We start from the raw sequence: 17,360 nt of genomic DNA on the forward strand, positions 1-17,360 counted from the left end.
ATCGCGCGAAGGAGCACCCATGGACGCATTCCTCACCGAGTTGTTCTCGCTGCACGGCCGCAAAGCCGCGATCACGGGCGGCAGTTCGGGCATCGGGAAGGCGATGGCGATGGCCTTGTGCCGTGCCGGAGCCGAGGTGGTGCTGATTTCGCGCCGGACAGACGCGCTGCGGGACGCCGCGGACGAGATGCGCGCGGCCGGCGGCGCCGCCTCCTGGATCAGCGGGGACCTCGGCGACCGTCAGGCGGTGCACAAGGTGGCCGACGAGCTGCTGGAACGGCACGGCACGCCGGACATCCTGATCAACGCCGCCGGAGTGAACCTCCGGCCGCCGATGGACGACCTCGCCGAGGACGACTGGGATCTGACGATGCGCCTCAACCTCGACGCGCCGTTCGTGCTCGGCCAGCGTCTGGGCCCGGGCATGGCGGGCAGGGGCTGGGGCCGGATCATCAACATCGCGTCCCAGCAGTCGATCCGCGCCTTCGGCAACAGCGGCGCCTACGGAGTCTCGAAGGCGGGGATCGCGGCGCTGACCCGGTCCCAGGCCGAGGCGTGGTCGGCCCGCGGCGTGTGCGTCAACGCCGTGGCGCCGGGCTTCGTGCGCACCCCGCTGACCCAGGCCGTTTTCAGCGACCCGGACCGCAGCGAGGCGATGGCGCGCCGCACCATGATCGGCCGGAACGGCGAGCTGGACGACTTCGTGGGGATCGCCGTCTTCCTGGCCGGCGACGCCTCGGCCTACGTGACCGGGCAGACGATCTTCGTCGACGGGGGGTTCTCGTCCACCTGACGCTCGCCCGGCGAGCGCAGTCCTGACCTCGATCAGAAGGAGTGCCGTTGCCGCCGTCATCGGACAGACCCGTCGTGGTGCTCGTCGACGCGTACACGTCGGCGAAATACCTGCCGCCGGAGTTCGGCGCCCTGGGCGCGGACCTGGTCCACGTCCAGAGCACGCCCGAGCTCATGCCGTCGATGCCCGCTCCCGACCTGAGCGTGTACCGCGCGACCATCGTGCACGAGGACGTCGAAGGCACCCTGGCGCGGCTGAGGCCGTACGCGCCGGTGTGCGTCGCCGCCGGGCAGGAGCCGGGCGTGCCACTGGCCGACGTCCTGTCGGAACGTCTGGGCCTGACGACGAACGGGACCGCGCTGTCGCAGGCCCGGCGCGACAAGTATCGGATGATCGAGGTGCTGCGCGAGGCCGGGCTGCACTGCGCCGACCAGTTCAAGGCCGGGGACGTCGAGGCGCTCGTCGCCTGGGCGGAGCGCGCCGCGGACTACCCGGTGGTGGTCAAGCCGCTCAGGTCGGCCGCCGGTGACGGCGTGTTCGTCTGCCGCGACGCGGAGGAGGTCCGCGACGCGGCCAAGGCCGTGCTGGCCTCCGAGACGATCTACTGCGAGGCCAACCGGGAGGCGCTGGTCCAGTCGTACCTGCGCGGCGTCGAGTACGTCGTCGACACGGTGTCGTACGCGGGGCGGCGCTACGTGTGCGGCGTGTGGGAGTACCAGAAGCGGCTGCTCCCGTCCGGCCGCAACATCTACGACCGCGAGCGGCTCCTGGCGGCCGACGAGCACCCGGCGCCGGAACTGATCGACTACGTGGACCGGGCGCTGGCCGCGCTGGGCGTCGACTTCGGTCCGGCGCACGCGGAGGTGATGTGGACGCCCGGCGGAGCGGCCCTGGTGGAGGTCGGCGCCCGCATCGGCGGGAACATGCATCCGGGATTCCACGACCGCTGCGCCGGCGCGAACCAGGCGACGGTCACCGCGCTCGCCTACCTCGACCCCGGCCGGTTCATGCGGGAGTACGCGGGGCGGCGGTACGCGAAGCGGCTGGAGGCGGTCTGCTGCACCACCTCCACGACGCTCTCGGGCGTCGTCGAGGCCGTCGACCACGCGGTGGCCGACGAGATCGCCGCCCTGGAGACCGTGTTCGGCCTCGACCTGAAGATCGCGCCGGGCGAACGCATCCGCCCGACCGTCGACCTCTATTCGAGCACGCTCCGGATCTTCATGTGCGGGCGCGACATGGACGCGGTGAACCGCGACTACGCGCGCATCGAGGAACTCAAGGACCGGGTGTACCGGATCCGCGACGACGAGTGCAGGTGAGACATGGGCACGGTGATAGCCGCTGTAGTCCCGAACGCGGCCGCGGGACCCGCCGACATCGCGCGGGCCGCGGCGGCCCGCGGGCACGAGCCGGTCTTCGTGGCCGTCGCCGGGGCGATGGACGAGCAGGCCAAGGCCGTCCACACGGCGTTCGGGCCGCTCGTCGAGTGCGACCCGGGCGATCCCGGCGACGCGATCGCGCGACTGCGGCGCCACCGGCCGTGCGGGGTCACGACGTTCAGCGAGGGCATGCTCCCTCTGACCACCGACCTCGCCGCCGGGCTGGGGCTGCCGTTCCACGATCACGACACGACGACGGTGCTCGTCAACAAGTGGGCGCAGCGGCGGCGGCTGGCCGGCACCGGGGTGGACGCCGTCGCGTCCGTGGTCGTGACCAGCCGCGACGAGGCCCTGGCGGTGCTCGGGAGCCGGCGGGACCCGGTGGTGGTCAAGCCGCTGCGCAGCCAGAGCAGCCAGGACACCTACCTCGTGGAGGACCCCACCGGCCTGCCCGCGGGGGTGGCGCCGAGCGCCGAGCGTCCCTTCGTGCTGGAGGAGTACCTGGAGGGCCGCGACCAGGGGGACTTCGGCGACTACGTGTCGGTGGAGTCGCTCTTCGCCGGCGGCCGGGCGTTCACGCTCGGGGTCACCGGCAAGTTCCCCCTGCTCGACCCGTTCCGCGAGCAGGGCCAGTTCCTGCCCACGCACCTGCCCCCGGCCGCGCGCGACGAGGTCGTACGCCTGGCGTCGCGGGCCGCGGAGGCGCTCGGCGTCCGGCGGGGCCTGGTGCACACGGAGATCAAGCTCACGCCGCGGGGGCCGAGGATCATCGAGGTCAACGGCAGGCTCGGCGGCTTCCACAGCGAGTTGTACCGCCGGGGGGCCGGGTTGGACCTGCTGGAGCTGGGGATCGCCGTGGCCTGCGGCGAACCGGTGGACCCGGTTCCCGCGAACCCCGCGGGGTCGGTCGAGTTCCACTGCTGGAACAGCCCGCCGGCCGGGGGCGGGGTGCTGCGCGGGGCCGACGGCGCGGACGCGGTCCGGCGGGAGCCGGGAGTGATCGACTACGTCCAGCGGGTGCCCCTCGGCAGGGAGCTGCCGCCGAGCGTCATGACCTTCCAGCTGGACTTCCTGCGCGGCAGCGCGCCCGATCACGACACGATGGTCAAGACCGTGGACCAGTGCCTGGCGCATCTGCGCTTCACCTTCGAGGAGCCGGACGGCGCCGTGCGGACGTGGCGCGCCTCCCGGGGCGGGCTGTGCGCGCTCGGCTAGCCGCTCTCGCCCGGTCGGGCCCCCCGCGGCGGGCCCGTACGCTGCTGGCCGCGACCCTGATGCTGTCGGTGGGCAAGGGGACGTTCCTCGCCACCGTGATGGTGTACCTGCTCCAGGTGGCCGGGCTGAGCCCGCTGGCCGCGACCACGGGGCTGACCATGTGGGGCACGGCGTCCGCGGCCGTCGCGGTCCCCGCCGGGATGCTCATCGACCGCGGCCGTGGCCGGGAGCTCGGCGCGATCACCGCGGTCTGCACGGCGGTCCTGGTGCCGATCGCGGCGCAGACGCGCTCGCCGTGGATCCTCATGATCGTCCTGTTGGCCGCCGGCGGGTTCGACAGCGCCGGGAACGTGGTCAGGCGGGCGATGCTCGCGGGCGTGGGCGACGACGCGGTCACGACGCTCGCCTGGGGGCGCACGGTGTCGAACGTCGGGTTCGCGCTGGGCGGGCTGCTGTCCGTGTGGCTGCTGTCGGACAACTCGGCGGCCGGATACGCGCTCGCCTATCTGCTCATCGGCGGCGTCTACGTCCTGATGGCCGTGTGCTTCGCCACGACACCGCTGGGGCCCCGGAGCCGTACGCGGGCCACGGCTCGGGCGGACGAGGCGACGGCGGACGAGGCGACGGCGGACGACGCCCGGGCGGACGACGCGACGGCGGGGGCCATGCGACGGCGTCCGCGCGACCTGCGCACCGGGGCCGCGCTCGCCGTGGCGACGACCATCCTCACGGTCCACGCGACGCTGCTCACCACCGTGCTGCCCTTGTGGATCACAAGGCACACGTCGGTGCCGGTGTCCGTGCTGGGGTGGCTGGTCATGCTCAACGCGGTGATCACCATCGCGGGCCAGATCCCGGTGAGCAGGCTCGCCGCGACGACGGAGCGCGCGCTGCGGTGTTTCAGGGGCTCGGCCGTGTGGACGGCGGCGTGCTGCGTGCTGCTCGGCCTGGTGAGCTTCGCGCCGCAGGCGCTCCAGACGGTCGTGCTCGTCGCCGCGACGATCGCGCTCACCGCGGGAGAGATGTTCGAGGCGGCGGGCGAGTGGGGCCTGTCCGCGACGCTCGCCGGCGACGGCGAGCACGGCTTCTACCAGAGCGCCTGCGTCCTGGGCGAGGCCACCCAGAGTGCCGCCGGACCGTTGCTCGTCGGCGGCATGGTGACCGCGATGCCCGTGCTGGGCTGGCCCGCACTGATCGGAATCATCGGCGTGGGCCGGCTCATCGCGGGCTACATCTCCCCGTCCGCCCGGATCCGTGACACGCGGTTCGCGGCCACCCCCCGGGCTGACTGACACCGACCGAGTCAGGAGCAGGTCATGAAGGGATCGCCCAGCGTCAACAATCCGCGGCTCCGCACCTTCGCGAACTGGGTCTTTCTGCGCAAAGGCGGACCGCACCGGCCGAGGCTTCTCTCGCCACACGGGGTGTTCCCCGCGGCCAGGAAGCTGGAGGAGCAGTTCGCGACCATCCAGGCCGAGGTGGACGCCCTCGTCGCCCGCCGGACCATTCCGAAGTACGGCAACTTCGACCCGGTGCGGGCGGCCCAGGTCTCCGAGGACTGGCGCCTCTACTACGCCTACATGTTCGGGCAGCCGAACGAGCTGGCCAGGGAGGACCTGCCCGCTCTGCTCGCCTTCGCGGAGTCGACCCCGAACGTCGTCAACGCGATGGTCTCCATCCTGGAGCCGGGCGTCCCGCTGCCGTCGCACAGGGATCCGTACGCCGGCATCATGCGCTATCACCTCGGCGTGCGGGTCCCGAAGAGCAACCCGCCCCGCATCAGGCTCGACCGCGACTACTACACCTGGAAGGAGGGCGAGGGCGTCGTCCTGGACGTCTCCTTCGAACACGAGGTCATCAACGAGAGCGACGAGTCGCGCATCGTCGTGATCGTCGACTTCCGGCGGCCCTTGGGCCCGTTCGCCGACCTTCTCAACCGCGCACTCCTGCGGCAGAAGCGCAAGTGGGCCCCGCAGTTCGTCGAGGCGTCCCGCTACGACGTCATGCACGACGCCTAGCCCGGAAGATCGCCGCGAGGCGTGAACCGGCCCGGGGCGTGCGGCACGCCCCGGGCCGGCTCAGCGATCGCCTAGCGCTTCACGCGCACCCAGTCGCTCCGGCTGGTGGAGCGACCGGCCTCGCCGTTCCCGGCGAAGACGACCCTCCAGTAGCCGGACGCCGACGCCTTGGTCTTGCCCCAGAACTTGCCGGTGCTGTTCGTCCGCAGCGTCTTGACGTAGTGCCAGGAGCCGCCGGCCTTCTTGAACCACACGCTCACCTTCTGGTGGCCGTAGCCCTCCCAGCCGTCGTCCCAGGCCTGGAGCGCGCCCCGGAAGGTGAGGTACCGGTGATACCTGACCGGCTCCGGCGCGGCGTTGAACCGGACGACCCGGGTGTCGGCCTTGGGCGTGGGCGGAGGCGTCGGCCGGGGCACGCGGACCGTCACGTAGTCGGTCGCGCTCGCCGAGTAGCCCGCCCCGCCGGCGCCCTCGAACTCGGCCCGCCACCAGCCGGAGGTCCTGGCCGTGACGTCCGCGGAGAAGCGGCCGTAGGAGTCGGTCCAGTCGGAGGTGACGTACTGCCAGCGGTAACCGCCGGCCGGCTTGAACGAGATCTTCACCTGCCGGCCCGCGTAGCCGCTCCAGCCGGCGAAGCCGGAGATCTCCAGCCGGCCGCGCAGGCGCAGCGCGTCACCGGCGTCGACGGGCTCGGGGGAGGCGTCGAATCCGGTGATCCGGGTGCGGCCGGCCTGAGCCCTGACGTCGACCCGGTCGCTGTCGCTCGTCGCGGGCTCGGCGTCGGTCGCGCCCTCGAACTCGGCGCGCCACCAGCCGCTCCTGTCCGCCCTCTCGTCGGCGGAGAACCGGCCGTTCCGGTCGGTCGTCACCGAGCCGACCCGGCTGTAGGAGCCGCCGACCGGCTTGAAGGCGAGGTACACCCGTTGCCCGTCGTACGCCTGCCGCCCGGCGCCGTCCCGGTAGGTCAGCGCGCCGGTCAGCCTGATGTGGTCGCCCCGGTCGACGACGTCCGGCGCCGCGTCGAAGTCGAGGTCGGTCGTCCAGTGGACCTGGAACTCCTTGCTCGCCGTGCCGCCGCCGGCCCGCACCTCCAGCTTCCAGGCGCCCGGCTCGTCCCTGAAGGTGAAGCCGTACTTGGCGGTGTAGGCGCCGGAGCCCGAGGGGCCGGGATCGAGCATCACGGTGCGGCCGTCGTGGTCGACCAGCCTCGCCGCGCCCTCCTCGGACGCCTTGTAGGTGAAGGTCGCCGTCGTGCCCGCGCCGGTGCCGACGACCACAGGGCTGGGGGAGACGGTCAGGTCGCCGGGACCTGCTGCCGTCGCCGCGCCGGCGGTGGCCGGGAGCGCGACGAGGGCCGCCCCTCCCAGAGCCACTGCCGCGATCGCGGCTTGAATGCGTTTCAACATCCGGTGAACCATCCTTCCCGGTGGTTGAACGCGGCCTGAGGGTGCCACGTCATTCACTACGAGTAGACGGGCGAATGCCGGCGAAGGTTGAGCGCTATGACTTATCGTCACCGATTCGTGTCAAAACGCATGATCCATATTCCTCTGGCGTACGGAGTTGTCGCTGTGCGGGACGGAGCGTGCATCGTGCGACATAATCGGCCGTGTGGTGCGGGACGCTTTGGAGACGCATTTCGCCGAGGCCGTCGGGGCCCTGACCCCCGGACCCTCCCGGGATCCGGACCTGCCGGTGCGGCCGGGCACGGGCCTGACGGGCACGCGGTGCCGTGAACTGTTCGCCGTGCAGCTCGGCAGCCGGCTCCTCGACGTCGCCGCCCGCCTCATGCGTGAGCGCGACGAGGGCTTCTACACGATCGGGTCGTCGGGGCACGAGGGCAACGCCGCCGTCGCCGCCGCGCTCCGTGTGGACGACCCCGCGCTTCTGCACTACCGCTCCGGCGCCTTCTATCTGACCCGCTCGGCCCAGGCCGGCCGGCTGGCCGAGGAGGGGCTGCGCGACGTCCTGCTGGGAATCGCGGCGTCGGCCGAGGAACCGATCGCGGGCGGCCGGCACAAGGTGTTCGGCCACCCGAGCCTCGCCGTCATCCCGCAGACCTCAACGATCGCCAGCCACCTGCCGCGCGCCGTCGGCGTCGGCTTCGCGATCGAGCGGGCGCGCACGCTCGGCCTGCCCTCGCCCTGGCCGGCGGACGCCATCGCCGTCTGCAGCTTCGGGGACGCGTCGGCGAACCACGCCTCCGCGCTGACCGGGCTGAACACCGCCGCGTACGGCCGCTTCCGCGGGCTGCAGATCCCGGTGCTCTTCGTGTGTGAGGACAACGGCCTCGGGATCAGCGTGAAGACGCCGCCGGAGTGGATCGAGAGGGCCAGGCACCCCCTGCTGGAGTACGTCCAGGCCGACGGCTGCGACCTGGCCGAGACCTACGACGCGACGCTGCGTGCCGTGGAGCACGTGCGGCTCAACCGCGCCCCGGCGTTCCTGCACCTGCGCACCGTGCGCCTGCTGGGGCACGCCGGCTCCGACGTGGAGATCGGCTACCGAACCCGCCGGGAGATCGCCGCCGACCTGGATCGCGACCCCCTGGTCCGTACGGCGAGGCTGCTCGTGGAGGCGGGCCTGGCCGAGCCCGACGAGCTGCTGGCGCGCTACGAGGCCGAGCGGGACCACGTGCTGAAGCTCGCGATGGAGTGCGCGCGGCGGCCCCGGCTCGTCACGGCGGCGGAGGTGACGGCGCCGCTGGCGCCGCGCCGTCCGGAGGCGGTGGCCGCCGAGGCCGTGCGGTCCGCGCCCGCCGAGGTGCGCGAGCGGGCGTTCGCCACGCTGCCGGAGCAGGAGGGCAGGCTGACGGTCGCCCAGGCGGTCAACCGCACGCTGGCCGACGCGATGGCGCTGGACCCCGGGGTCCTGGTGTTCGGCGAGGACGTGGCCCGCAAGGGCGGGGTGTACGGCGTGACCCGCGGGCTGCTGCGCAGGTTCGGGGCCGAGCGGGTCTTCGACATGCTGCTGGACGAGCAGGCGATCCTCGGCCTGGCGCTCGGGAGCGGGGTGTCGGGGCTGCTGCCGGTGCCGGAGATCCAGTATCTCGCCTACCTGCACAACGCCCTCGACCAGATTCGCGGCGAGGCGTCGACCATGCAGTTCTTCTCGCAGGGCGCGTATCGCAATCCTCTGGTCGTACGAGTCGCCTCATATGCCTATCAAAAGGGCTTTGGGGGACATTTCCATAATGACAACTCAATTGCCGCATTGCGCGATATTCCCGGCGTGATCGTCGCCTCTCCGGCGCGGCCCGACGACGCGGCGGCGATGCTGCGCACCTGCCTGGCCGCCGCCCGCGCGGACGGCAGTGTCTGCGTGTTCCTCGAACCCATCGCGCTATACCACACGCGCGACCTCTTCGAGGAGGGCGACGACGGCTGGCTCGCGCCGTACGCGCCGCCGGCGCGCTGGGCCGAGACGCACGTCCCGGTCGGCCGCGCCCGCTCCTACGGCGACGGCCGTGACCTCACCATCGTCACCTATGGCAACGGCCTGCGCATGAGCCTGCGGGCGGCGGTGCGGCTCACGGCGGACGACATGGGCTGCCGGGTGCTCGACCTGCGGTGGCTTTCGCCGCTGCCGGTCGACGACCTCATGCGCGCGGCCGAACTGACCGGCCGGGTGCTGATCGCCGACGAGACCCGCCGCAGCGGCGGCGTCTCCGAGAGTGTGATCGCGGCGCTCGTCGACAACGGCTTCCGCGGCCCGATCGCCCGGGTGACCTCGCAGGACAGCTTCGTGCCGCTCGGCCCGGCCGCCGACACCGTCCTGCTGTCGGAGTCCGACATCGAACGCGCCGCCCGCGAACTGCTCGCCTGACCGGCCGGACGGTCGAAGCCGCGATGCGGCGTACGGCCCGGACCTACGCCGGACGCAGGGTGAATGCGGGAGTGTGGATGGGACGGACCACCGGGAAGTCCCGTACGTCGACGGTCATCAGCTCCGCGATCCGCGTCCGCTCCGCCACGGCCACCACCGAGGCGTCGGCGGCGCCCAGGGGAAGATCGTGGTATCGCTCGACGAGGACCGCGATTCTCGCGAGGTCGGACTCGGTCAGATCGACGAGGCGGAACCAGCCGGACTCGAGGAGCCGGACGAACGCCGCCTCGGCCTTCGGCCCGCCCTGTCTGCCGAGCATGCCCGGCGGCGGGGGGAATCAGAGCCGCGCCAACGCGGCGCGGGCCATGGTGCGCAGCAGGTCGGCCATGGCCTCGGGGGCGAGCTCGCCTGCGCTGCGCGGGGTGGAGTTGAGCAGGCCGAAGACCGCGTGGGTGGCGGCGCGCAGCCGCGCGGGCGGGCACGCGGGGTGCAGCTCGGACAGCACGGTCACCCACTCCTCGACGTACAGCCGCTGCAGCCGCCTGATGGCCCGGCGGGCCTGGTCCGGCACGTTGTCCAGCTCGCGCTCGTGCACGCGGATGAGCGCGGGGTGATTCAGCGCGAACTCGATGTGCCCGGACAGCAGCGCATCGAGCGCGGCCTCCGCCGTGTCCGGGTCGGAGGTGGTGGCCAGCCGCGCCCCCTGCTCGCGCAGCCGCTCACTGATGTCGAGCAGCATCTCGGTGAGCAGGGCCTCCTTGCCGCTGAAGTGCCGATACAGCGCCGGCCCCGAGACGCCCACGGCCGCGCCGATGTCCTCGATGGACACGCCGTGGAAGCCGCGCGCCGCGAAGAGGTCCGCGGCCGCGTCGAGGATCTCGGCCCGCCGATTGCGGGTAGGGGACTTCGCGGTCCTCTCGGTCTTCACGGCACCATGGTAGACGGAGTCTGTTAGCGATGATTAACATCCGAGCATGAGCACGAGTGACTGGCCGGTGCTGGAGAGCCGGTGCGACCCGGGCGGCGAGCCGTACAAGCGCAACGCGGAAGCCAACGAGCATCTCTCCGCTGACCTGCGGGAACGGCTCGCGGTGGCGGCGCGCGGCGGCCCCGAGCGTGCCCGGGCCAGGCACGTCCAGCGCGGCAAGCTGCTGCCGAGGGACCGTGTCGACACGCTCCTCGACCCCGGCGGGCGCTTCCTGGAGCTGTCCCCGCTCGCGGCCACCGGCATGTACGACGACCAGGCCCCCGCCGCCGGGATCATCACCGGTGTGGGACGGGTCGCCGGGCGCGAGGTCGTGATCGTGGCCAACGACGCCACCGTCAAGGGCGGCACGTACTACCCGATCACGGTCAAGAAGCACCTGCGCGCCCAGGAGGTCGCCCTCCACAACACCCTGCCGTGCGTGTACCTGGTCGACTCGGGCGGCGCCTTCCTGCCGAAGCAGGACGAGGTCTTCCCCGATCGGGAGCACTTCGGCCGCATCTTCTACAACCAGGCCACGATGTCGGCGCGGGGCATCCCGCAGATCGCGGCCGTGCTCGGCTCCTGCACCGCGGGCGGCGCGTACGTCCCGGCGATGAGCGACGAGGCGGTGATCGTGCGCAACCAGGGCACGATCTTCCTGGGCGGGCCGCCGCTGGTGAAGGCGGCGACCGGCGAGAGCGTCACCGCCGAGGAGCTGGGCGGCGGCGACGTCCACGCCCGCGTCAGCGGCGTCACCGACCACCTCGCCGAGGACGACGCGCACGCCCTGAAGATCGTGCGGGACATCGTGTCGACGCTCGCCCCGAGGAGCCCCCGCCCCTGGGACGTCGCGCCGGCAGAGCCGCCGCTGTGGGACCCGCGTGACCTGTACGGCATCGTCCCCCAGGACACCCGCCGGCCGTACGACGTGCGCGAGGTGATCGCCCGGGTGGTCGACGGCAGCCGGTTCCTCGAGTTCAAGGCGGAATACGGCCCGACCCTGGTCACCGGGTTCGCCCGGATCCACGGGCACCCCGTGGGGATCGTGGCCAACAACGGCATCCTGTTCGGCGAGTCGGCGCTCAAGGGCGCCCACTTCGTCGAACTGTGCGACCGGCGGTCGATCCCGCTGGTGTTCCTGCAGAACATCAGCGGCTTCATGGTCGGCAAGGCGTACGAGGCCGGGGGCATCGCCAAGCACGGCGCGAAGATGGTGACGGCGGTCGCCTGCGCCCGGGTGCCGAAGTTCACGGTGATCATCGGCGGCTCGTTCGGCGCGGGCAACTACGCGATGGCCGGCCGCGCCTACTCGCCCCGCTTCCTGTGGATGTGGCCGAACGCCCGCATCTCCGTGATGGGCGGCGAACAGGCGGCCACCGTGCTCACCATGGTCGGCGACGCCGACGCCGACGAGATCCGGGCCCAGTACGAGCACCAGGGCAATCCCTACTATTCGACCGCACGCCTGTGGGACGACGGGGTGATCGACCCGGTGGACACCAGGACCGTCCTCGGCCTGGCGCTCGGCGCCGCCGCCAACGCCCCCCTCGAACCCGTCGGCTACGGCGTCTTCCGGATGTGAGGTCGGCCTTGTGATGTTCTCCAGCGTCCTGATCGCCAACCGGGGCGAGATCGCCGTCCGGATCATCCGCACGCTGCGCGCGATGGGGATCCGCGCGGTCGCCGTGCACAGCGACGCCGACCGCGACGCCCGTCACGTGCGCGAGGCCGACCTCGCCGTACGGCTTCCGCGCGGCTACCTCGACCTCGACGGTGTCATCGAGGCCGCCCGGGTGAGCGGCGCCGAGGCCGTTCACCCCGGGTACGGTTTCCTCTCCGAGAACGCCGCGTTCGCCCGGCGCTGCGCGGCCGAGGGCCTGGTGTTCGTCGGCCCGCCGGCCGCGGCCATCGAGGCCATGGGCGACAAGATCCGGGCCAAGGAGACGGTCGCCCGCGCGGGCGTGCCGGTCGTGCCCGGCGGCGCGGAGCCGCACGACGACCTGGCCGAGGCCGCCGAGCGCATCGGCTACCCCGTGTTGATCAAGCCGTCCGCGGGCGGGGGCGGCAAGGGCATGCTGCGGGTCGAGTCCGCCGACGGCCTGGCCGCGGCCGTCGAGTCGGCCCGCCGTACGGCGACGGCGGCCTTCGGGGACGGCACCCTGCTGATCGAGCGGTTCGTCGACCGGCCCCGGCACATCGAGATCCAGGTCATGGCCGACGGCCACGGCGACGTCGTCCACCTCGCTGAGCGCGAGTGCAGCCTCCAGCGGCGCCACCAGAAGATCGTCGAGGAGGCGCCCTCGCCGCTGCTCGACGGCGAGACGCGGGCCCGCATGGGCGCGGCGGCGGTGGAGGCCGCCCGGTCGGTCGGGTACGTCGGCGCCGGCACGGTCGAGTTCATCGTCCCCGGCGACCGGCCGGGCGAGTTCTTCTTCATGGAGATGAACACCCGGCTCCAGGTCGAGCATCCGGTCACCGAGATGGTCACCGGGCTCGATCTGGTCGAGCTGCAGCTGCGGATCGCCGCGGGTGAGCCGCTGCCGTTCCGGCAGGACGAGGTGCGCCTTCGCGGCCACGCCGCCGAGGCCCGCGTCTACGCCGAGGACCCCGCCCGCGGCTTCCTGCCGACCGGCGGCCGGATCCTGGCCCTGCGCGAGCCCGCGGGCGAGGGCGTGCGGTTCGATTCCGGGCTGACCGGCGGGACGGTCGTGGGCAGCGACTACGACCCCATGCTGGCCAAGGCGGTGGCCTGGGCCCCCGACCGGGCGGGCGCGCTCGCGGCCCTCGACCGGGCGCTGGCCTCGACCGTGATCCTCGGGGTCACGACCAACATCGGGTTCCTGCGCGCGCTGCTGGCCGATTCGGACGTCGCGGCCGGCCGGCTCGACACCGGGCTGGTCGAGCGGCGGCTCGGCGACCTGGTGAGCGGCGAGGTGCCCGACGAGGTGCTGGCCGCCGCCGCGCTCGTCTTCCACGCCGGATTCCACGTCTCCGGGCGTACGACGGGCGATCCGTGGGACGTGGCGGACGGCTGGCGCGTCGGGGAGCCCGCCTGGACCGTGCACCGGCTCGGCGTGCCCGTACGCGTGCGGGGCGCGGCCGGCGACGCGGAAATCGAAGTTAACGATCGTTCACTCGGCCGGGCGCTGATGCGGTGGACCGGCGCCGATGAGGCGGCGGTCACCCTCGGCGGCGTCACCCGCAAGTACGCGGTGGCCCGGAACCGCGACACGGTGTGGCTCGCCGAGGGCGGCCGCGCCTGGCCCGTCACCCGGCACGAGCCCGGAGATCCGGAGGATCGGCCGGGAGGGGCGCTCGCCGGCGACGGCGTCGTCCGCAGCCCTATGCCGGGGACGGTGCTCCTGGTGAAGGCGGCCGAGGGCGACCGGGTCAGCGCCGGGCAGCCGCTGGTCGTCGTGGAGGCGATGAAGATGGAACACACCCTGACGGCGCCGGCCGACGGCGTGCTCGCCGAGCTGCGGGCCCGGCCGGGGCAGACGGTGGAGCTGGACGCGGTCCTGGCGCGGGTGACGCCGTGCGAGTGACGATCTACGAGGTGGGCCCGCGCGACGGCCTGCAGAACGAGTCGGCCGTCGTGCCCGTCGAGGTCAAGCGCGAGTTCATCGGACGGCTGGCCGAGGCAGGGCTGACGACCATCGAGGCGACGAGTTTCGTCCACCCCAAGTGGGTGCCCCAGCTCGCGGACGCGAGCGAGCTGCTGGAGAGCCTGCCCCGGGTGCCCGGGGTCCGCTATCCGGTGCTCGTCCCCAACGAACGGGGCCTCGACCGGGCGCTGGAGCAGGGGGTGGCCGATATCGCGATCTTCGGCAGCGCCACCGACTCGTTCGCGCGGCGCAACCTGAACCGCACCGTCGAGTCGCAGTTCGAGATGTTCGCCCCGGTCGTCGAGCGGGCCCTGGCCCACGGCATGCGGGTCAGGGCGTACGTGTCGATGTGCTTCGCCGACCCCTGGGAGGGACCGGTCGCGCCCGAGCAGGTCGCCCGCGTCGGCCGCAGGCTGCTCGACCTCGGGTGCTACGAGCTGTCGCTCGGCGACACGATCGGCGTCGGCACGCCCCGGCACGTCGAGACGCTGCTCGACGCCTTCGCCGAGGCCGGCGTCGGGCCCGACCGGCTGGCCGTCCACTTCCACGACACCTACGGCCAGGCCCTCGCCAACACGCTCACCGCGATCAAGCGGGGGATCACGGTCGTGGACTCCTCCGCCGGCGGCATCGGCGGCTGCCCGTACGCCAAGAGCGCCACCGGCAACCTCGCGACCGAGGACCTGGTCTGGATGCTCGACGGTCTCGGCGTCGAGACCGGGGTGGATGTCAGGTCGCTGGCCGCCACCAGCCTCTGGCTCGCCGGCATCCTGGGCCGGCCGAGCCCGTCCCGCGTCGTCCAGGCTCTCGCCAAGGAGATCTAGATGCTCAACGACGAGCACGTCGAACTGCGCAAGTCGGTCGAGGAGTTCGCCCGCGAGGTGGTGGCCCCCGTCATCGGGGACTACTACGAGCGGTGCGAGTTCCCGTACGACATCGTCCGCAAGATGGGCGCGATGGGGCTGTTCGGGCTGCCGATCCCGGAGGAGTACGGCGGCATGGGCGGCGACTACTTCGCGCTGTGCCTGGCGCTGGAGGAGCTGGCCAGGGTCGACTCCTCGGTGGCGATCACCCTGGAGGCGGCGGTCTCACTGGGCGAGATGCCCATCCTGCGGTTCGGCACGGACGTGCAGAAGCAGCGGTGGCTGCCGAGGATGGCGGCGGGGGAGACGCTCGGGGCGTTCGGCCTGACCGAGCCCGGCGGCGGGTCCGACGTGCCGGGCGGCATGCGCACCACGGCCGTCCTCGACGGCGGCGAATGGGTGATCAACGGCTCGAAGGCGTTCATCACCAACTCGGGCACCGACATCACCGGCGTCGTCGCGGTGGCGGCGATCACCGGCCACCGTGAGGACGGCAGGCCGGAGATCTCCACGATCCTCGTGCCGTCGGGGACGCCCGGCTTCACGGCGTCGCGGAAGTACTCCAAGGTCGGCTGGTCGGCCTCCGACACGCGGGAGCTGGCGTTCGCCGACTGCCGGGTGCCGGAGGAGAACCTGCTGGGCGAGCGCGGCCGGGGCTACGCGCAGTTCCTCCAGACGCTCGACGAGGGCCGGGTCGCCATCGCCGCGCTGTCGGTGGGCCTCGCCCAGGGCTGCGTGGACGAGTCGCTGCGGTACGTGCGGGAGCGCCGGGCCTTCGGCCAGGAGATCGGCCACTACCAGGCCATCCAGTTCAAGATCGCCGACATGGAAACCAGGGTGCACACGGCCCGGCTGGCCTACTATCACGCCGCCGAGCGTATGCTGGCCGGCCTGCCGTTCAAGAAGGAGGCCGCGATCGCCAAGCTCGTGTCGTCCGACGCCGCGATGGACAACGCCCGCGACGCCACGCAGATCTTCGGCGGCTACGGCTTCATGAACGAGTTCCCCGTCGGCCGCTTCTACCGGGACGCGAAGATCCTGGAGATCGGCGAGGGCACCAGCGAGGTGCAGCGCATGCTCATCGCCCGCGAACTCGGCCTGCCCGCCTGAGGGTTCAGCGGACGGCGAAGTTCCGGACCTCGTATCGAGGCGTCGAGCACTGTGGGAACCTCCAGGGGACGGAGGACCCGCATGGCGGTCGAGATCGTGTACGAGACGCATTCGATCACGGAGGACAACGAGAACGGCATCGCCACCGGGTGGCTGCCGGGCAGGCTCTCCGGAACAGGGCGGCGACTGGCGGCCGAGCTCGGCGGGCGGCGCAGGAACACGGGCCTCGCGGCCGTGTTCGTCTCCGACCTGCAGCGGGCGGTGGAGACGGCCCGGATCGCGTTCGAGGGCACGGCGATCCCCATTCACCAGGACCCACGGCTGCGCGAATGCGACTACGGCCCGCTCAACGGCGGCCCGGTCTCGTCGGTCGCCGCCAGGCGGGCCGCGCACATCGACGTGCCCTTTCCCGGCGGCCAGAGCTACCGTCAGGTGGTCGAGGCCACGGAGAGCTTCCTGCGCGATTTGGCCGCCGGCTGGGACGGCGCCCGCGTGCTCGTCATCGCCCACTCGGCCAACAGGTGGGCGCTCGACTGCCTGCTGACCGGCGCGCGCCTGGACGACCTGGTGGACGCCCCTTTCGCCTGGCAGCCGGGCTGGCACTACACGCTGCCCACCGGCCGGCGCGGGCCCATCGATTCCGCTCCCGGCGACGCGGCTCCTCGGCTGCCGCCGGGGCGGTGTGAGGCATAGGGTCTCGATCATGAGACGGAGGCTCGTGCTCATGAGCGCGGGAGTCGCGGCCCTGGCCGCCGCCGCGATCGCCGCCCGCGATGCGGAGTCATCCTGAGAGTCACCGCCTTCTGCGGGCCTCCGCCGACGCGATCCGGACCGTTGCCCGGCGGGGTGAACGCGCCGCCACCCGTCGTGATGGAGTCCGTTCAGGCGCCTTCGGTGATCCACATGCAGGTCTGCGAGATTTTGGCTGTCGTCTCGACTCCGTATTCCGGATCGCCCTCGAACCACCGGTATTCGTCGGATGCCGCCGCGTTTGTAGGGAAATGCAGGAATTTGCTGCTGCTGGTCAGTAGTGCTGCGCCGCAGCCGTCCACGTCGTCCAAGGCTCCAATGAGGTTGGACAGCTCTGGATTGATTTGCTGTGCGGCCTCGTAGGGAGTGGCTCCCGACCGGAACACGGTGAAGTAATGCGTATATGTGCAGTGCGTATAAGACCTGTTCGATCCGATTTTGCCGCTGGTGCATACGGCCGGATCCGACCTGTGCTGCGTGTACCCGTCGACGATTGCGTTGGCCGGAGTGGCTGACGCGAGGAGTGCTGCGGCCGCCGCGGCAAATACCAGACCGGAGGCTCGGGTCATCTTTCTCATGAGCAGAAAGATAGGGCGATAGGTTGACATCTTCTTGCATGATCCTTGCGTGCGGCTTACAGCCGTTTGGCCTCGCCGGTTGGCGGCAGCGGCCTGAACGTGCCCGGCGCCGTCCCGCTTTCCCCTCAACGGCAGTGATCGAAATGGACGTGACAGTGCTCGTGGGCAACCTGCTGTATCCCGGCGAGGGGCTCCAGCTGACCGACGAGCTGCGCAAGGCCGCGGAGGATCAGGCGGCCAGAGGTAGCTGGGCG

General features: G+C 72.0%; 15 protein-coding genes. 11 read left to right on the forward strand and 4 right to left on the reverse strand.

Translation table 11 applies throughout. The features are described 5' to 3' along the window. Positions 1 to 19: 19 nt before the first annotated feature. Genes AB0O28_RS11605 through AB0O28_RS11625 form a run of 5 tightly spaced genes read left to right on the forward strand, consistent with a single transcriptional unit; the run spans position 20 to position 5,408 of the window. Positions 20 to 793 carry an SDR family oxidoreductase gene (locus tag AB0O28_RS11605; protein ID WP_363638954.1) on the forward strand — a complete coding sequence of 258 codons (774 nt, stop codon included), beginning with the start codon at positions 20 to 22 and terminating at the stop codon, positions 791 to 793. Between the two features lie 47 nt (positions 794 to 840). After that, complete coding sequence (locus tag AB0O28_RS11610) at positions 841 to 2,115, forward strand: ATP-grasp domain-containing protein (protein ID WP_363638956.1); 1,275 nt, start codon at positions 841 to 843, stop codon at positions 2,113 to 2,115. Positions 2,116 to 2,118: 3 nt separating this feature from the next. Further along, positions 2,119 to 3,390, forward strand: a complete 1,272-nt coding sequence (locus AB0O28_RS11615) for an ATP-grasp domain-containing protein (protein WP_363638958.1) — start codon at positions 2,119 to 2,121, stop codon at positions 3,388 to 3,390. Continuing rightward, positions 3,375 to 4,682, forward strand: a complete 1,308-nt coding sequence (locus AB0O28_RS11620) for an MFS transporter (protein WP_363638960.1) — start codon at positions 3,375 to 3,377, stop codon at positions 4,680 to 4,682. Before AB0O28_RS11615 ends, AB0O28_RS11620 begins: the two co-directional genes overlap by 16 nt. Positions 4,683 to 4,706: 24 nt before the next feature. Beyond that, complete coding sequence (locus tag AB0O28_RS11625; RefSeq protein WP_363638962.1) at positions 4,707 to 5,408, forward strand: aspartyl/asparaginyl beta-hydroxylase domain-containing protein; 702 nt, start codon at positions 4,707 to 4,709, stop codon at positions 5,406 to 5,408. Between the two features lie 71 nt (positions 5,409 to 5,479). On the opposite strand, the gene AB0O28_RS11630 is transcribed toward AB0O28_RS11625, so the two are convergent. Beyond that, on the reverse strand, positions 5,480 to 6,814 hold the full coding sequence (locus AB0O28_RS11630) for a hypothetical protein (RefSeq protein WP_363638964.1): 1,335 nt from the start codon (positions 6,812 to 6,814) through the stop codon (positions 5,480 to 5,482). Positions 6,815 to 7,019: 205 nt separating this feature from the next. On the opposite strand from AB0O28_RS11630, the gene AB0O28_RS11635 reads away from it, so the two are divergent. Then, positions 7,020 to 9,233 (forward strand): thiamine pyrophosphate-dependent enzyme, encoded by a 2,214-nt coding sequence (locus tag AB0O28_RS11635; protein ID WP_363638966.1) that lies wholly within the window; start codon positions 7,020 to 7,022, stop codon positions 9,231 to 9,233. Positions 9,234 to 9,276: 43 nt separating this feature from the next. Here the strand turns inward: AB0O28_RS11635 and AB0O28_RS11640 are convergent, their stop codons facing one another. Further along, a complete protein-coding gene (locus AB0O28_RS11640) occupies positions 9,277 to 9,552 on the reverse strand; it encodes a PIN domain-containing protein (RefSeq protein ID WP_363638968.1) in 276 nt (91 codons plus the stop codon). A gap of 18 nt (positions 9,553 to 9,570) precedes the next feature. Next, positions 9,571 to 10,161, reverse strand: coding sequence for a TetR/AcrR family transcriptional regulator (locus AB0O28_RS11645; RefSeq protein ID WP_363638970.1), 591 nt, complete (start codon positions 10,159 to 10,161; stop codon positions 9,571 to 9,573). 46 nt (positions 10,162 to 10,207) lie between these two features. Here AB0O28_RS11645 and AB0O28_RS11650 point away from each other — a divergent pair, with 46 nt between their 5' ends. The 5 genes from AB0O28_RS11650 (at position 10,208) to AB0O28_RS11670 (ending at position 16,471) form a co-directional block, all read left to right on the forward strand. Next, complete coding sequence (locus AB0O28_RS11650) at positions 10,208 to 11,782, forward strand: carboxyl transferase domain-containing protein (protein WP_363638972.1); 1,575 nt, start codon at positions 10,208 to 10,210, stop codon at positions 11,780 to 11,782. A 13-nt stretch (positions 11,783 to 11,795) separates the two neighbouring features. Next, a complete protein-coding gene (locus AB0O28_RS11655; RefSeq protein WP_363638974.1) occupies positions 11,796 to 13,745 on the forward strand; it encodes a biotin carboxylase N-terminal domain-containing protein in 1,950 nt (649 codons plus the stop codon). Then, positions 13,736 to 14,629 carry a hydroxymethylglutaryl-CoA lyase gene (locus AB0O28_RS11660; RefSeq protein ID WP_363638976.1) on the forward strand — a complete coding sequence of 298 codons (894 nt, stop codon included), beginning with the start codon at positions 13,736 to 13,738 and terminating at the stop codon, positions 14,627 to 14,629. The genes AB0O28_RS11655 and AB0O28_RS11660 overlap by 10 nt, the downstream gene beginning before the upstream one ends. Next, positions 14,630 to 15,778: an acyl-CoA dehydrogenase family protein gene (locus tag AB0O28_RS11665; RefSeq protein WP_363638978.1), complete on the forward strand. Its 1,149-nt coding sequence runs from the start codon at positions 14,630 to 14,632 to the stop codon at positions 15,776 to 15,778. An 81-nt stretch (positions 15,779 to 15,859) separates the two neighbouring features. Next, positions 15,860 to 16,471, forward strand: a complete 612-nt coding sequence (locus AB0O28_RS11670) for a histidine phosphatase family protein (RefSeq protein WP_363638980.1) — start codon at positions 15,860 to 15,862, stop codon at positions 16,469 to 16,471. A 188-nt stretch (positions 16,472 to 16,659) separates the two neighbouring features. On the opposite strand, the gene AB0O28_RS11675 is transcribed toward AB0O28_RS11670, so the two are convergent. After that, positions 16,660 to 17,106: a hypothetical protein gene (locus AB0O28_RS11675; RefSeq protein ID WP_363638982.1), complete on the reverse strand. Its 447-nt coding sequence runs from the start codon at positions 17,104 to 17,106 to the stop codon at positions 16,660 to 16,662. Positions 17,107 to 17,360 lie beyond the last annotated feature (254 nt).

Origin of the sequence: Microbispora sp. NPDC088329, assembly GCF_040685655.1 — a bacterium.
Classification (GTDB): Bacteria; Actinomycetota; Actinomycetes; order Streptosporangiales; family Streptosporangiaceae; genus Microbispora.

Excerpts from the sequence above, each read along its gene's own strand:
- AB0O28_RS11605 (WP_363638954.1), top strand. The coding sequence starts at position 20 with ATGGACGCATTCCTCACCGAGTTGTTCTCGCTGCACGGCCGCAAAGCC.
- AB0O28_RS11615 (WP_363638958.1), top strand. The coding sequence starts at position 2,119 with ATGGGCACGGTGATAGCCGCTGTAGTCCCGAACGCGGCCGCGGGACCC.
- AB0O28_RS11625 (WP_363638962.1), top strand. The coding sequence starts at position 4,707 with ATGAAGGGATCGCCCAGCGTCAACAATCCGCGGCTCCGCACCTTCGCG.
- AB0O28_RS11630 (WP_363638964.1), bottom strand. The coding sequence starts at position 6,814 with ATGTTGAAACGCATTCAAGCCGCGATCGCGGCAGTGGCTCTGGGAGGG.
- AB0O28_RS11640 (WP_363638968.1), bottom strand. The coding sequence starts at position 9,552 with ATGCTCGGCAGACAGGGCGGGCCGAAGGCCGAGGCGGCGTTCGTCCGG.
- AB0O28_RS11650 (WP_363638972.1), top strand. The coding sequence starts at position 10,208 with ATGAGCACGAGTGACTGGCCGGTGCTGGAGAGCCGGTGCGACCCGGGC.
- AB0O28_RS11655 (WP_363638974.1), top strand. The coding sequence starts at position 11,796 with ATGTTCTCCAGCGTCCTGATCGCCAACCGGGGCGAGATCGCCGTCCGG.
- AB0O28_RS11665 (WP_363638978.1), top strand. The coding sequence starts at position 14,630 with ATGCTCAACGACGAGCACGTCGAACTGCGCAAGTCGGTCGAGGAGTTC.
- AB0O28_RS11670 (WP_363638980.1), top strand. The coding sequence starts at position 15,860 with ATGGCGGTCGAGATCGTGTACGAGACGCATTCGATCACGGAGGACAAC.
- AB0O28_RS11675 (WP_363638982.1), bottom strand. The coding sequence starts at position 17,106 with ATGAGAAAGATGACCCGAGCCTCCGGTCTGGTATTTGCCGCGGCGGCC.